12 protein-coding genes are annotated in these 13,545 nt (G+C 60.0%); 7 read left to right on the forward strand and 5 right to left on the reverse strand.

Features of this window, described 5'->3' with window-relative positions:
• Nucleotides 1-94: 94 nt before the first annotated feature.
• The 3 genes from PSH97_RS06750 to PSH97_RS06760 are packed head-to-tail and all read left to right on the forward strand — an operon-like array spanning nt 95 to nt 1,957.
• Nucleotides 95-592, forward strand: a complete 498-nt coding sequence (locus PSH97_RS06750; protein ID WP_253551575.1) for an MFS transporter — start codon at nt 95-97, stop codon at nt 590-592.
• Between the two features lie 32 nt (nt 593-624).
• Nucleotides 625-1,401 (forward strand): class II glutamine amidotransferase, encoded by a 777-nt coding sequence (locus PSH97_RS06755; RefSeq protein ID WP_305448586.1) that lies wholly within the window; start codon nt 625-627, stop codon nt 1,399-1,401.
• Nucleotides 1,402-1,414: 13 nt separating this feature from the next.
• Complete coding sequence (locus PSH97_RS06760; protein ID WP_305448587.1) at nt 1,415-1,957, forward strand: DUF2937 family protein; 543 nt, start codon at nt 1,415-1,417, stop codon at nt 1,955-1,957.
• An 81-nt stretch (nt 1,958-2,038) separates the two neighbouring features.
• Here the strand turns inward: PSH97_RS06760 and PSH97_RS06765 are convergent, their stop codons facing one another.
• From PSH97_RS06765 to PSH97_RS06780, 4 genes are all read right to left on the reverse strand, one after another.
• Complete coding sequence (locus PSH97_RS06765; protein WP_305448588.1) at nt 2,039-4,150, reverse strand: TonB-dependent receptor; 2,112 nt, start codon at nt 4,148-4,150, stop codon at nt 2,039-2,041.
• A gap of 14 nt (nt 4,151-4,164) precedes the next feature.
• The gene (locus tag PSH97_RS06770) at nt 4,165-5,376 is read right to left on the reverse strand and encodes an MFS transporter (RefSeq protein ID WP_305448589.1); all 1,212 of its coding nucleotides are present in this window, start codon (nt 5,374-5,376) and stop codon (nt 4,165-4,167) included.
• Nucleotides 5,366-7,288, reverse strand: coding sequence for an IucA/IucC family protein (locus PSH97_RS06775; RefSeq protein WP_305448590.1), 1,923 nt, complete (start codon nt 7,286-7,288; stop codon nt 5,366-5,368). Before PSH97_RS06775 ends, PSH97_RS06770 begins: the two co-directional genes overlap by 11 nt.
• A 111-nt stretch (nt 7,289-7,399) precedes the next feature.
• The gene (locus PSH97_RS06780) at nt 7,400-8,329 is read right to left on the reverse strand and encodes a LysR family transcriptional regulator (RefSeq protein ID WP_305448591.1); all 930 of its coding nucleotides are present in this window, start codon (nt 8,327-8,329) and stop codon (nt 7,400-7,402) included.
• A gap of 173 nt (nt 8,330-8,502) precedes the next feature.
• Here PSH97_RS06780 and PSH97_RS06785 point away from each other — a divergent pair, with 173 nt between their 5' ends.
• The 4 genes from PSH97_RS06785 to PSH97_RS06800 all read left to right on the forward strand — a co-directional run bounded on the left by PSH97_RS06785 (nt 8,503) and on the right by PSH97_RS06800 (nt 12,244).
• Nucleotides 8,503-9,789 carry an MFS transporter gene (locus PSH97_RS06785; RefSeq protein WP_305448592.1) on the forward strand — a complete coding sequence of 429 codons (1,287 nt, stop codon included), beginning with the start codon at nt 8,503-8,505 and terminating at the stop codon, nt 9,787-9,789.
• A 78-nt stretch (nt 9,790-9,867) separates the two neighbouring features.
• On the forward strand, nt 9,868-10,620 hold the full coding sequence (locus PSH97_RS06790) for a 5-oxoprolinase subunit PxpA (protein WP_305448593.1): 753 nt from the start codon (nt 9,868-9,870) through the stop codon (nt 10,618-10,620).
• Entirely contained in the window at nt 10,617-11,321 is a 705-nt protein-coding gene (gene pxpB / locus PSH97_RS06795; protein WP_305448594.1) for a 5-oxoprolinase subunit PxpB, read from the forward strand. The genes PSH97_RS06790 and pxpB overlap by 4 nt, the downstream gene beginning before the upstream one ends.
• Nucleotides 11,318-12,244, forward strand: coding sequence for a 5-oxoprolinase subunit C family protein (locus PSH97_RS06800; protein ID WP_305448595.1), 927 nt, complete (start codon nt 11,318-11,320; stop codon nt 12,242-12,244). The genes pxpB and PSH97_RS06800 overlap by 4 nt, the downstream gene beginning before the upstream one ends.
• A gap of 116 nt (nt 12,245-12,360) precedes the next feature.
• On the opposite strand, the gene PSH97_RS06805 is transcribed toward PSH97_RS06800, so the two are convergent.
• Nucleotides 12,361-13,539, reverse strand: coding sequence for a vWA domain-containing protein (locus PSH97_RS06805; protein WP_305448596.1), 1,179 nt, complete (start codon nt 13,537-13,539; stop codon nt 12,361-12,363).
• Nucleotides 13,540-13,545 lie beyond the last annotated feature (6 nt).

The following is a 13,545-nucleotide window of genomic DNA, read 5'->3' on the forward strand; positions in this document are numbered from 1 at the left end:
GCCTCTGCAGACCCTGTGTCTTGCCCGACTGGTATTGGGACAAGCCTGACGTGCGAAAAGTCGTTACTATAAGCGCCTCTTTGCCTGCCTTGCCATGGACACCATGACCGAGAACGACTATCTGATCGCTTGGGGCCTCTACGCCTTTGCCGCTTTAGGCTGCCTGTTGGTGTGGATGCGCATCACCCGCTGGATGTGGCGTTGGCTGCGTGAGCCGCTGCGGCTGCTGGTGGCGGTGTTGCTGTTCAGCCCGACCATCATCGACCCGGTGAAAGAAAAGGTCGCCCCGTCCATCGCCATTACTGCCCTCGACTTGCTGTTCAAGGTCGGCAACAACGCCTGGCGCGCGGTTTCCGATCTGTTTATGTACGGCATGATTGTCTTCGGCATTTATCTGGTGTTCGTGGCCATCCGTTTCCCCATCGAGCGCGCCTCCAACGCTCGCAAGGAACAGGCGGCTGCCGCCAAGGCAGCGGCGCGGGCCGACGAGCCTGACGACGATCAGCCTTTCGGCGGTGCCGGCGATGATCGTTACGGCCGGCCACCGGTACCGAGCAATCCTCAGCGTTCGCGGGTCGAACCGCGTCTGTAACCGTGCCCCTGTACTGAATCGAGAGTCCGAGCATGTGTGAGTTATTGGGCATGAGCGCCAATGTCCCGACCGATATCGTGTTCAGCTTCACCGGGCTGATGCAGCGCGGCGGTCGCACCGGGCCGCATCGTGACGGCTGGGGCATCGCTTTTTATGAAGGCCGTGGCCTGCGGCTGTTCCAGGACCCGGCGGCGAGCAGTGAGTCGGAAGTGGCGAACCTGGTGCAGCGCTATCCGATCAAAAGCGAAGTGGTGATTGGGCACATCCGCCAGGCCAACGTCGGCAAAGTGTGCCTGTCCAACACTCACCCGTTCGTGCGGGAATTGTGGGGACGCAACTGGTGTTTCGCCCACAATGGCCAGTTGGCCGATTTCAATCCGACCGTCAGTTTTTACCGCCCCGTTGGCGATACCGATAGCGAAGCGGCGTTTTGCGATTTGCTCAATCGGGTACGCGCTGCGTTCCCCGAGCCGGTAGAGATCGAAGCACTGTTGCCGGACCTGGTGGCCGCCTGCGCCGAATACCGCAGCAAAGGCGTGTTCAACTGTTTGCTCAGCGACGGCGACTGGCTGTTCTGTTACTGCTCGAGCAAACTGGCACAGATCACCCGCCGTGCACCGTTCGGCCCGGCGCGTTTGAAGGACGTCGATGTGATCGTCGACTTCCAGGCCGAAACCACACCCAACGATGTAGTCACGGTGATCGCTACCGAACCCTTGACCGAAAATGAAACCTGGACCCGCTACGAACCGGGCCAATGGAGCCTCTGGCGACGCGGTGAATGCGTCAGCCAGGGCAAGACCGAATAAGGATCTCTCCCCCATGTTGCTCAGTTATCTACGGCTGGTGTTGTTCGCAGCGGGCCTGTTGATCGGTGTCCAGGTGCCTGGGTTCATCAGTGATTATGCCAAGCGGGTCGAGGCGCATCTGATTGAGGCGCAGACCGGTTTGAACGGTTTTCAGGGCACCGCCAATCAATTTTTCAAGGGTGACATGCAGGCGCTCGTGGCCCATTACCGTGCCAGCGAAGACCCGATCTTTCGCAGCGATGCCGACAGCCTGAGCACCTTGCTCACCCGGCAACTGGCCCTCGACAAGCAATTCCAGGCCATGCAGGGTCCGTGGTACATCCGCGTCCTGCAAGTGGCCCTGGCCGCCGACCCGGATATTCGCAAGGAAACCTGGAACGGCTACAGCTACCAGATCCTGCTGACACCGGAAGCAATGATCTGGGGCATGAGTGGCGCATTGCTGCTGTCGTTCGGCATTGAATGCCTGTTCCGGTTGATCGACTGGGTGGTGCTGGGCGGCAAGCGTTTGCGCCAGAGCCGGCCGATCGAAGACCGGGATGTGCGCGGCCTGTAACCCTGTAGAGCCGACTTGCCGGCGATTGCCGCGACACGGTATGCCCGGCAGATCGCATCGCTGGCAAGCCGGCTCTGGTTTTTACCAATCCACCGAGTAGCTCATGCTCAGCGTGCGGCCTTCGGCGTTGGCGTACGGCGCTCTGGCGTTGGCCTGGGTGAACAGGTTCTGGTAGGTGCGGTTGGTCAGGTTGTACACGCCGCCTTCAAGACGACCGACCGGCAGTTGCACGGAGCCAAGCAGGTCCACCAGCGTATAGCCTTCGATCTCGCGTCCGTTGTTGTCCTTGGCGGCGGCGTCGTAACTGGACAAATGCATGCCTTGCAGGCGCAGGGTGTAGTCGTCTTCGGTGTAGCCGACGAACAGTGTGGTCTTGGCCGGTGAAATGCGTGTAGCCGGCAGATCGATCCATTTGCCGTTCTGTTCGGTCTCGCCTTTGGCCCAGGCATAAGTGCCACCCACCGACCAGCGATCGGTCGCGCGGTAGGTCAGGCTGTTTTCGATACCGCGAACTCGCTCTTTCTGGTTGATCAGGCGCAATACGCGATCGTTGGCATCGTAGAACTGGGTCACGTCCGAGGTGTTTTCGTACACGGTGACGTCGGCCTGCCACTGGTCCCAGTTACCGCGCCAGCCCAGCTCGTAACTGTCGACCTTGATGGCCTGGGCGTTGAGACTCTGGATGTCGAAGGTGCTGCTGACATCACGCATGAAGCGCTGGATATCCGGCAGCGAAAACCCCTGGCTGTAATTGGCGAAGACGTCCTGGTTTTCACTCAGGTGGTAGACCGCCCCCAGGTTGTACAGGGTGGCATCGTATTTGAGGGTGTCACCGGGCAGCGTTGCGCGTACGCCGGTCTGGACGATCTGACCATAAGCGATGCTGTCGGAGACGTCGCTTTCGATCCATTCACGGCGCACACCGCCACGCAAGGTCCAGTCACCAATGTCCCAGTACATCTGCCCGAACAGCGATTTGGTGGTGGTTTCGATGTCCGGGCCCAGCTCGTAGGTGGTGCCGGTCTTGGTGTAATTCAGGCCATTGAGCGTGTATTGATCACCTCGTTGGCGAGAGCGCTCATTATCATAGTCGGCGCCCCAGACCAGGTTACCCGTGGCGCTCCCGATCGCCGGCAGCGGCGTGTCGATGGCCGCGCGCAGGCCGTAGACATCCTGCACGCTGTTGTTGTCGGAGATCCCGGCCCTGCCTCGCGACAGGTCCGGAAAGAACAGTGCATCGGCGCGGCGCCAGTAGCTTTCCAGCTGCAGGCCCTGACCGTAGAAGTCCTTGTCGGTGTAGTTGAGGTTGACCGCCTGGTTATGGGTATAGGGCTGGTCGTCGAGTTTCAGCCCTTTGACTGCCACGGCTTCCTGCCGGTTTGTCGGGTCTTTTGTGTAACCAGTGTCCTGCTGGTCCTTGTAGTCCTGCAGCGACAGGCTGAGTTTTTTGTCGGCATCCAGTTCGTAACCGAAACGACCTTGCAGGTCATAGGTTTCGGTATCCATGTTGCTGCCCTGGGACGTGTCCTGAGGGATGCGGTTGCCGTTGCCATCGAACTGATCGTTGCGCTGGGTCAGGTCGGCGGAGACGTACCAGTCCAGGGCATCCTTGCGCCCCGTCGCACTCTGAAAGGCTTCGTAGGCGAAGCCTTTGCGGTTGAGGTTGTTGCCGCTGGTCAGGCCCAGTTTGCTGCTGTAGGCAATGTCCTGGCCCTGATTGCGCTTGGTGATGATGTTGATGATGCCGCCCGAAGCACCGGCACCGTAGATGCTGCTGGCGCCGGAAATCACTTCGATGCGTTCGATGCTGGCCGGGGCGATGCTGTTGAGCTGGCGGTAGTTGTCGCGCGTGGCGTTCTGCGATACGCCGTCGATCAACACCAGCATGTTGCGCCCGCGCAGGGTCTGACCGAAGTTGCTCATCCCGCCGCTGGACGGCGCAAGACCGGGGACCAATTGCCCGAGGATGTCGGAGACCCGGCGACCCGCGCCGCTCTGTTCACGGACCTGCTGTTCATCGATAACCTGGACCGAGCCCGGAATCGAGGCAATGCTCGCTTCACTGCGAGTAGCGGAGACGACGGTGGCTTGCATGTTCAAGGTGCCGGGCTGCTGCTCGGTATCCTCGGCCCAGGTCTGGGCGCTGAAGGTACCGAGCAGCGGGATCAGCAGGGAGAGCTTGGTTCGGATCATGACGTGGTCTTTTTTTAGTTGTGATAAGTGTGGGGAGATAAGGTCGAGCGGTCAGGCGTGGCGTTGAACGAGCGCACCCAGCGGATCCCGATGGCGGCGATGGCGTAAGTCAGCGCCACCAGCCAGAAGCTGTGAGCCAGGCCGACCAGGCCCATGCCGAGCCCGCCAAGGACGACACCGAGCAGGGCGCCAGCCTTTGCCGCGCTGTTGCCGAGGCCGAGCGCGAAGCCTTGCTTGTTTACGGAAATGGTGTTGGCAATCAGTGCATAAGCGACGGGCAGCAGGGCGCCTTGCCAGATGCCCCAGACGAGCCGACTGACGAGAAACCCCAGCCATTCGTTGGCCAATGCCGTGGCCGCCAGCGTCAGCGCACACAGCCAGGCCACGCCTTCGATGACGCGCAAGGTGTGGGTGGGCTGCCAGCGGTCGAACAGGCGTCCCCACAGCGGTGCGGAAATGGCCAGGGTCGCGGCGCTCGCCGCGTAGGTGGCGCCGATCAGCCAGCTTGGGGCATGCAGAATGTTCGCGACGTACAGCGCGTAGAACGACTGCGGCATCATCTTCGCGGCCTGAATCAACACGATCACCAACAGGATTCCACCGAGCCAGCCTTTGGGCAGGGCCACCGGTTCAACGGCTTTTTTCTTCGAAGTCCGAGCCTTGTCGGCCGGCAGGAAAAAACTCCCCAGTGCGCACAGCAGGCAAATCACCGTCGCGCCATAACAGAGCAGGGCAAACCCCGAGACGTCCATCAGCCAGCCACCCAGCACGGGGCCGATCAATGAGCCGACGGCGGTTGCCGATTGCAGGCGAGCCAGGGTTTGACCGCGTCTGGAACTGTCGCAGCAGGCCAAGGCATAGGCTTGCGCGGCAGCGAGAAAACCGGCCAATGCGCCTTGCATCACGCGAATACCCACCAGCAGCCACGGGTCGAGGGTGATGGCCGCCAACCCTTGGCACAGCGCGAGTGCCAGCAACGCCCGAACAATCATCGGTTTGTGCCCGGTGCGATCCCCCAACCGGCCCCACATGGGCGTCAGGAGCATGGCCGCCAGCATCGGACCGGCATAGACCATCGCTGATAACAGCGCGGTGTAGCCGGCACCCTCCGGCCCGAGCAGATGCTGGATCTGCAAGGGCCAGAACGGGCCGCTCATTTCCATGGCGCCCATGGAGACAAACTGGATGATGATCAGCAGTCGCAAGGCGCGACCGTCAGCGAGCATGGGTGTTTGGTCGCAGCGGGTTACTCAGGCGTCCGACGATGTCGGCATGGCTGTCAAGCAAGCGCATGCGCATGAACGATTTGGCGGGCCAATCCTGTTCCAGCAAGGCCTGGCGCTCGTTTTCCCAACGTGCCGGTTCAACGCGCTCGCGCAAGGTCTCGAAGCACTGCGCAACGTGCGATGCCAATCGCTCCCAAAGGATAGTTTCCGGCACATTCCAGTGGCGGGCACAGAGCAACGTCAGCTCACCGAGGTGGCACATGAAGGTGGTGTGCAGAAGCTTGTCGCGGACAAATCCGGAATCGTCATACAGGGTCATTTTCGGATCGTGCAACTGGATATCCAGACCCTTGGCGTGCAGGGTTTTGCGATCGATACGAACATCACCGAAATCACGCAATAGCAGCCGATTCAACTGCCCGTCAGCGCCCATCACCATGAAGCTGTTTTGCTGATGCGCTTCGAACGCCACGCCATACATCAGGTAAATGCCCAGCAGGCTCGGTACGGCAATCGACAGGTAATCATCGAAGAACGCCAGCATGGACTCGCTGTCGTCACTGCCCTGAGCCAGTCTTACCCAATCACGCAGCAGCGGTTGTTCGAATTCGTTGACGGCGAACAGGCTGCCGACCGGCACCGCCAACTCGCCTTCTTGCAGCAGGGTCACCGGGTTATCGCGATACAGCACGGCAGCATGCCGGGAGCGCTCGTCATCGGCCGGCAATGGTGCGTAGTGCACGCCGATGCGCTCGGGAACAATGTTCAGCAGACGCTGAATCTGCGGCTCCTGATCGAGAATATTCAATATCAGTTGGCTGATGCGCGGCCCCATTCGGGCGGAGCGCGGCGACACGGTGCGCTGCACGCTGGTCAGTCGCAGAGCCACCGGCAGTTTGACCATCGGCGCCACGCGACTGGCCTCCGGCAGGACCGTGCGGAAGGACATGGTCGGGTGACCGGTAAAAGCCACGATGTCAGTGACGATCAGCAGGTTGTCGGCGATCTCGTTGGCGAACGAATGTGGCAGTTCTTCATGAGCTTGCCACGGGTGCGACGGGAGCGGGAGGTAGTCTTTTACTTCCAGACCCAGCTGCTGCAAATGGTGCTGCAATTGCTCGGCGGCCTGTGGGAAATGACCTTGCCACCAGTCCCAGTAATCGGTGGTGCCAGCCAGCGCTTCGACGTGTGCGTACTGGCGGTGCAGGGCGCACAGCACGATCGGAAAACTCGCTTCGAATTCTGGCGAGAACGCGATGACCTGAGCGGCGCTCAAGCCCAGTTTGGTCTTGTAGTTCGGGTGCCACGGATGGCCGAGCGTGCCCCATTGTTCGAGCAGTGACGTAGGGTTCTGATGGCTGGAGCCGGCTTTGAGCCAAGCGAGCAGATTGTCGTCGTATTCGGTATCGATCTGCTCTCTCAGGCGCTCGGTCCATCCATGGTGAAACGCCAGGCACAGGGTGTCGTTGCTGAAGCTGTCATCCAGCTCCCGGGCCAGACGTTCCAGTACCTGCGGGGAGGCTGGTGGGTTGAGCTGAGTGCTGAGGAGAGCGAGCAGTTCGCTGGGCAACTGGATTTTTTGGGGCAGGCTGTCGGGGGTGTGCAGGACGATGCTTCCGCGTACGTCCCAGCTGTTCATTCTGCCGCCGGACAAGTGCTCGAAGCAAAGATGCGTGCCATCACCAAGTGGCAGCCAGCAACGGCTGGAGTCGTCGTATTCACAAGCGTCGGGGTTGATCAGATCTTCACGAAACAGCGCCTGGATCAGGCGTTGGAAACAGCGTTGGGCGGCAGGCTCCAGTGCATTGCTCAAATGATCGAGCGTGATGCGGTGGGACTGGAAAGCTTGAGTGCCAAGAGCTTCGCTCCAGTGAGCAAGCAATTGTTGCTGTTTTTGCGTGTAGCCGCGCATCAGGTCCGACTCCTTCTGGACAATGGATTAGCTGAAAGCGCGCAGAGAATACCTCCTTGAAAAAATAATGCAAATGATAGTGGTTCATATTTACAGTTTGAGAAATTTCCTTCAGATGCGGGCCTGTGGTTTGCTCAAGACGATGTACTGCTCGCCCACTTTATGTGCATAACGCTCCACGACTTGCTGACACAACGCCACGATTTCTTCGACCCATTCCACGCCAACCCGCCACGACACCACCACCTGCAAATTCGGCGGCCGCTGATCGATGGCCAGCAAGGTCAATTCCCCCCGTGCCAATTCTTCGGCCACCAGCACCGGCGGTAGCGCGCCAATGCCGAAGCCGTCCCTCAGCAATCGGGTAATTGCCGACACAGAGTTCACACAGTTCAGCCGTGGTGCCATGATCCCGTTGGCCTGCATCAGGCTCAAGATGTCCTGGTGAGGATGGGAGTTTTTCGAATAGGTGATGATCCGCTCCCGCGCCAGATCGGCGACACCTGAATACTCGCGGTTGTAGATGGAATTGCTGGCGACGATCCAGCCCATCGGATGACTGGCCAACTCCAGGCTGCGCACACTTTCCTGGCGCAGCAGGTCAGTTTGCAGGATCAGATCGAGAAAGCCTTTTTGCAGCTGATCGCAGAGGTTGAGCGCGGTATCGGCCACCAGTTCGATTTCCACCAGCGGGTAGTGATCCATCATTTGCGCCACCAACGGGCTGAGCCAGGTGTGGATCACGGTGTCCATGACGCCGATCCGGACCCGCCCGACCTTACTCGAACGCGTCTCGATCGACTGCTTGAGCGCCTGCATCGTGTCCATCATCTGCTCGGCGTATTCGAGCACTTTCAGGCCTTCGGGTGTCAGGCTCACGCCGCGAGAATCGCGCAGAAACAGCTTCACCCCAAGCTCGCCTTCGAGCACGGCGATACGGCTGGAAATCGATGCCTGGGTGGTGAAGAGTTTGTCTGCCGTCAGGCGAAAACTCTTGAGGCGGGCGACCCAGACAAAGGTCTCGAGAAACTTCAGGTTCATGGGATCAGCTCTTGGGGCTTAGCCCGTCGGATAAGGTTTTCTTATGTCTAGGGCGGGTTTTTATTAGTTGGACGCAGCAGGGCTGGCGGCCCAAAAATCGGCACATCCGGTTCCCACGATAGGCGTCGTCGGGGCTCAGAACAATACCAATAAAATTTGCACGGAGACTTGCCATGAGTGCGCCCGACACCCTCGACATCCCCAAGGCCACGGCTCGCCCGGGACCTTTCGACTGGTACCGCAACATCAATCAGCAGGAACGTCGCACGTTCTGGAGCTGCAAGATCGGCTATGGCCTGGATGGCATGGACACCCAGATGCTCAGCTTCGTGGTACCGACCCTGATTGCCATGTGGGGCATCACCACCGGCGAGGCCGGGCTGATCCACACCAGCACCCTGATCGCCTCGGCCATCGGTGGTTGGGTGGCGGGGATTCTCTCTGACCGCATCGGTCGGGTGCGCACCCTGCAACTGACGGTGCTGTGGTTTGCGTTCTTCACCTTTCTTTGCGGCTTTGCCCAGAACTACGAACAATTGTTGATCAGCCGTACCTTGATGGGCTTCGGTTTCGGCGGTGAATGGACCGCCGGTGCCGTGCTGATGGGCGAAGTGATTCGCGCCAAGGACCGTGGCAAAGCCGTCGGCATGGTTCAATCGGGTTGGGCGCTGGGTTGGGGGCTGACGGCCATTCTGTATGCGCTGCTGTTTTCGGTGTTGCCGCCGGAAGACGCCTGGCGGGCGCTGTTCATCCTTGGCATCGTGCCGGCGATTTTCGTGATCTTCGTCCGTCGCCTGGTGAAAGACCCGGAAATCTATCGTGAAGCCAAGGCCAAACAAGAGCCAAGCAACCCCGCCAAGTTTTACGAAATCTTCGCCCCCGGCATCCTTTTCACCACGATCCGCGCTTCGATCCTGACCACCGGCGCCCTCGGCGGTTACTACGCGATCACTTCCTGGCTGCCGACGTTTCTGAAAAACGAACGGGGCTTGAGCGTCCTCGGCACGGGCGGTTATCTGGCGATGGTGATCGTCGGGTCCTACGTCGGTTATGTCATCAGCGCGTATATGACTGACATTCTGGGCCGCAAAAAGAACTTCATTTTGTTCGCCGTCGGCTCGTTCACCATTGTTTTGCTGTACACCCAATTACCGGTCAGCAACGGTGTGATGCTCTGGCTGGGTTTCCCGTTGGGGTTCTTCGCCTCGGGAATTTTCAGTGGTATGGGAGCGTTTCTGACCGAGCTGTTCCCCACGCGAATTCGCGGTTCGGGCCAGGGTTTTTGCTACAACATCGGTCGGGCACTGGCTGCGTTGTTCCCGCTGCTGATCGGCTTGCTCAGCCAGAAGGTGCCCCTGAGCGTGGGAATCGGGGCCTTCGCGGCGGTGTCCTACGGGGTAGTGATTCTGGCGGCACTCAGTTTGCCGGAAACCCGTGGCAAGCAACTCGATGCTCAATAACCGAATGTCCGGTAACTGATAATCTGAGGGGCATATGCCCTTCAGTTAAAAAGATAAAAGCCTACAGGAGCGTTCACCGTGGACCGCCTGCTATTGAACTGCGACATCGGCGAGAGTTTTGGTAACTGGACCATGGGTCTGGACGCCGAGGTCATGCCCTTCATCGACTGCGCCAATATCGCCTGCGGCTTTCATGCCGGCGACCCAAGCATCATGCGCAAGACCGTCAGCCTGGCCCTGAGCCACGGCGTGCAGATTGGCGCGCATCCGGCCTATCATGATCTAGTGGGGTTCGGTCGCCGATCCATGGCTTACACCGCCCAGGAACTGCAGGACCTGTTGCATTACCAGATCGGCGCCCTCGACGGCATTTGCCGGGCGCAGGGCGGGCGGGTGAATTACGTCAAACCCCACGGCGCGATGTACAACGACATGATGGCCAACCCGGCGCAACTGCGCGCGGTGATTCAGGCCGTGGCAGCCTATGATCGGAGCTTGCCGCTGATGCTGATGGCGACCCGCGACAACAGTGCCGCGCAGCAACTCGGCGATGAATATGGCGTGACATTGTGGTTTGAAGCCTTCGCCGATCGCGCTTACGACAGCGCAGGCAGGCTGGTTTCGCGACAAGTGCCGGGAGCGGTGCATCACGATCCCGAAAAAATCATCGAACAGGCGCTGATCATTGCTCGCGGTGACAACCTTACGGCCAGCGACGGCAGCGCCTTGCATTTGCAGGCCAATACCTTGTGCGTACACGGCGACAACGCCAGTTCGGTGGCCGCCGTGCGGCGCATTCGCGAAGCCTTGAATCAGCAGGACGCGTCATGAATCCACGGGTGGAAGTAGTGGCGCTGGATTGCCTGATGGTGCGTCTGTTCGATGAAATCAGCGAAGCCAACATGCCATGGATGCTCGCCGCCAGCGAGCGTCTGCGAGAAGCGTTCGCCAGCCATTTGATCGATCTGGTGCCGTCCTACACGACCTTGATGGTGCATTACGATTTGCTGGCACTGAATCCGGTCCAGGCGCGGGAATTGATCGCTGAAGCCTTGATTGATCTGTCGCCCAACGCTCGGGCCGGCGGTAAATGCCATGTGTTGCCGGTCTGGTACGACCTGAGCGTGGGCCCGGAACTGACTTTGCTGTCTCAGCGCAGTGGAATAACGATAGAAGAAGTGATCCGTCGCCACAGCGAACACGAGTATCAGGTGTTCGCATTGGGCTTCGCACCGGGGTTCGCCTTCATGGGATTGGTGGAAGAAGTGTTGGCCGCACCGCGCCTGAGTACTCCTCGCAAAAAAGTCGCCGCCGGCAGTGTCGGTATCGCCGAACGCCAGACGGCGGCTTATCCGGTGGTGTCCCCCGGCGGCTGGAACCTGATTGGCCGTACCCCGGCCAAATTGTTCGACCGCGAGCGCGACGGCTACAGCCTGATGCAACCGGGTGACACCGTGTGCTTCGAAGCGGTCAGCCATGCCGAGTTCATCAATCTGGGCGGTGATGACACGCCGTTGGAGGCCTTGGCATGAGCCGACTGACGATTGAAGCAAGTACGCCCTTGTGTCTGTTGCAGGATGCCGGGCGATTTGGTGTACGGCATCTGGGCGTGACCCAGGGCGGCGGGCTGGATTGGCGATCGATGTCGTGGGCCAATTGGCTGCTGGGCAATGGGCTGGATGCGCCGGTGATCGAAATCACCCTCGGCGGGTTCAGCGTGGTGGCCGAGGACGATTGCTTATTGGCATTGGCTGGCGCCGATCTTGGGGCGCAGATTGACGGCCAGGCCTTGGCGCCGTGGCGCAGTTTCAAACTGGGTAAAGGTCAGCGCTTGCAATTCAGGCAACCGCTGCTCGGCGCTCGGGCGTACCTCGCCGCACCGGGCGGGTTTGATGCGCCGAAGGTGCTGGGCAGCACTGCAACGGTGGTGCGTGAGGAACTCGGCGGCCTCGACGGTATGGGGCGGGCGTTGGCCAAAGGTGCCTCGTTGAAGTACTCCACCGAGGCGCCACTGCTGGTACGGGAGCTGCCGCGCGAGCACGTTCCGGACTTCAAACTCGATGCGCCTCTGGACCTGGTGCTCGGTGCACAGATCGGTGAGTTCAGCGGGCAAAGTCTGTACGACGTGTTCAACAGCGTCTGGACCCTCGACAGCCGTGCCGACCGCATGGGCATTCGTCTGTTGGGAACGGCGTTGCAGTATCAGGGCAAGCCGATGATTTCCGAAGGCATCCCGCTGGGCGCGGTTCAGGTGCCACCGGATGGGCAGCCAATTGTGCTGCTCAATGATCGGCAGACCATTGGTGGGTATCCGCGGTTGGGGGCGTTGACGCCATTGGCATTGGCGCGATTGGCGCAGTGTTTGCCGGGGGCGAAGGTGCGGTTGAAACCGGTGGTGCAGGACGTGGCGCATCGGGAACACGTCGAGTATTTGCGGCGGTTTTCAGGCTGCTAAAAGCTTCGCGGGCAAGCCCGCTCCCACAGGGTACGTGGTGCTCACAAATGTGTGAACAATGCTAATCCTTGTGGGAGCGGGCTTGCCCGCGATGGCGTCAGTCCAGACAACAGAGATTACTTGGACAAAAACCGCATCCCTTCCTCCAACCCCCGCAACGTCAGCGGATACATCTGATCATCAATCAAATCCCGCACAATATTGGTCGATGAGGTATAGCCCCAGGTGTCTTTCGGGTACGGGTTGATCCAGATGAGCTTCTTGTACTTTTCCTTGAAGCGCTGCATCCACACGTAACCGGCTTCTTCGTTCCAGTGCTCGACGCTGCCACCGGCCTGGGTGATTTCATAGGGCGCCATCGCGGCGTCGCCGATGAAGATCACTTTGTAGTCGGCGCCGTACTTGTGCAGCAGGTCCTGGGTGGCGGTGCGCTCCGAAGTGCGGCGCATGTTGTTCTTCCACACCGATTCATAAATGAAGTTGTGGAAATAGAAGTACTCCAGGTGCTTGAACTCGGTCTTGCAGGCCGAGAACAGCTCTTCGCAGATCTTCACGTGGGCGTCCATCGAGCCGCCGATGTCGAACAGCAGTAACAACTTGACGGTGTTGCGGCGCTCCGGACGCATCTGGATGTTCAGCAGCCCGGCATCGCGCGCGGTGTGGTCGATGGTGCCGTCGATGTCCAGTTCTTCCGCCGCGCCCTGACGGGCGAATTTACGCAAGCGACGCAGGGCGACCTTGATGTTGCGCGTGCCCAGTTCCACCGAATCGTCGAGGTTCTTGTACTCGCGCTGATCCCAGACTTTCACCGCTTTGCCCTGGCGCTTACCGGCATCGCCGACCCGAATGCCTTCCGGGTTGAAACCGCCGGAACCGAACGGGCTGGTGCCGCCGGTGCCGATCCATTTGTTGCCGCCGGCGTGGCGTTCTTTCTGTTCTTCGAGGCGTTTCTTGAACTCTTCGATCAGCTTGTCCAGGCCACCAAGGGACTGGATCGCGGCCCGTTCTTCATCGCTCAGGGAGCGTTCGAATTCCTTGCGCAACCAGTCTTCGGGAATCAAGGCCTGAAGGTGGTCGTCGAGTTTTTCCAGGCCATTGAAGTAAGCACCGAAGGCTCGGTCGAACTTGTCGAAATGCTTTTCGTCCTTCACCAGGATCGTCCGGGACAGGTAATAGAACTCGTCCATGTCGGCGAAGGTCACGCGCTGTTTCAGCGCGTTGATCAGGTCCAGCAGCTCGCGCACCGAGACCGGCACCTTGGCTGCACGCATTTCATTGAACAGGTTGAGCAGCATGGCATC

Origin of the sequence: Pseudomonas cucumis (genome assembly GCF_030687935.1) — a bacterium.
In the GTDB taxonomy this organism is placed as follows: Bacteria; Pseudomonadota; Gammaproteobacteria; order Pseudomonadales; family Pseudomonadaceae; genus Aquipseudomonas; species Aquipseudomonas cucumis.

Bases quoted from the DNA above. Each gene is read 5' to 3' on its own strand.
- PSH97_RS06750 (WP_253551575.1), top strand. From the start codon at position 95: ATGGACACCATGACCGAGAACGACTATCTGATCGCTTGGGGCCTCTAC.
- PSH97_RS06755 (WP_305448586.1), top strand. From the start codon at position 625: ATGTGTGAGTTATTGGGCATGAGCGCCAATGTCCCGACCGATATCGTG.
- PSH97_RS06760 (WP_305448587.1), top strand. From the start codon at position 1,415: ATGTTGCTCAGTTATCTACGGCTGGTGTTGTTCGCAGCGGGCCTGTTG.
- PSH97_RS06765 (WP_305448588.1), bottom strand. From the start codon at position 4,150: ATGATCCGAACCAAGCTCTCCCTGCTGATCCCGCTGCTCGGTACCTTC.
- PSH97_RS06770 (WP_305448589.1), bottom strand. From the start codon at position 5,376: ATGCTCGCTGACGGTCGCGCCTTGCGACTGCTGATCATCATCCAGTTT.
- PSH97_RS06775 (WP_305448590.1), bottom strand. From the start codon at position 7,288: ATGCGCGGCTACACGCAAAAACAGCAACAATTGCTTGCTCACTGGAGC.
- PSH97_RS06780 (WP_305448591.1), bottom strand. From the start codon at position 8,329: ATGAACCTGAAGTTTCTCGAGACCTTTGTCTGGGTCGCCCGCCTCAAG.
- PSH97_RS06785 (WP_305448592.1), top strand. From the start codon at position 8,503: ATGAGTGCGCCCGACACCCTCGACATCCCCAAGGCCACGGCTCGCCCG.
- pxpB (WP_305448594.1), top strand. From the start codon at position 10,617: ATGAATCCACGGGTGGAAGTAGTGGCGCTGGATTGCCTGATGGTGCGT.
- PSH97_RS06800 (WP_305448595.1), top strand. From the start codon at position 11,318: ATGAGCCGACTGACGATTGAAGCAAGTACGCCCTTGTGTCTGTTGCAG.
- PSH97_RS06805 (WP_305448596.1), bottom strand. From the start codon at position 13,539: ATGCTGCTCAACCTGTTCAATGAAATGCGTGCAGCCAAGGTGCCGGTC.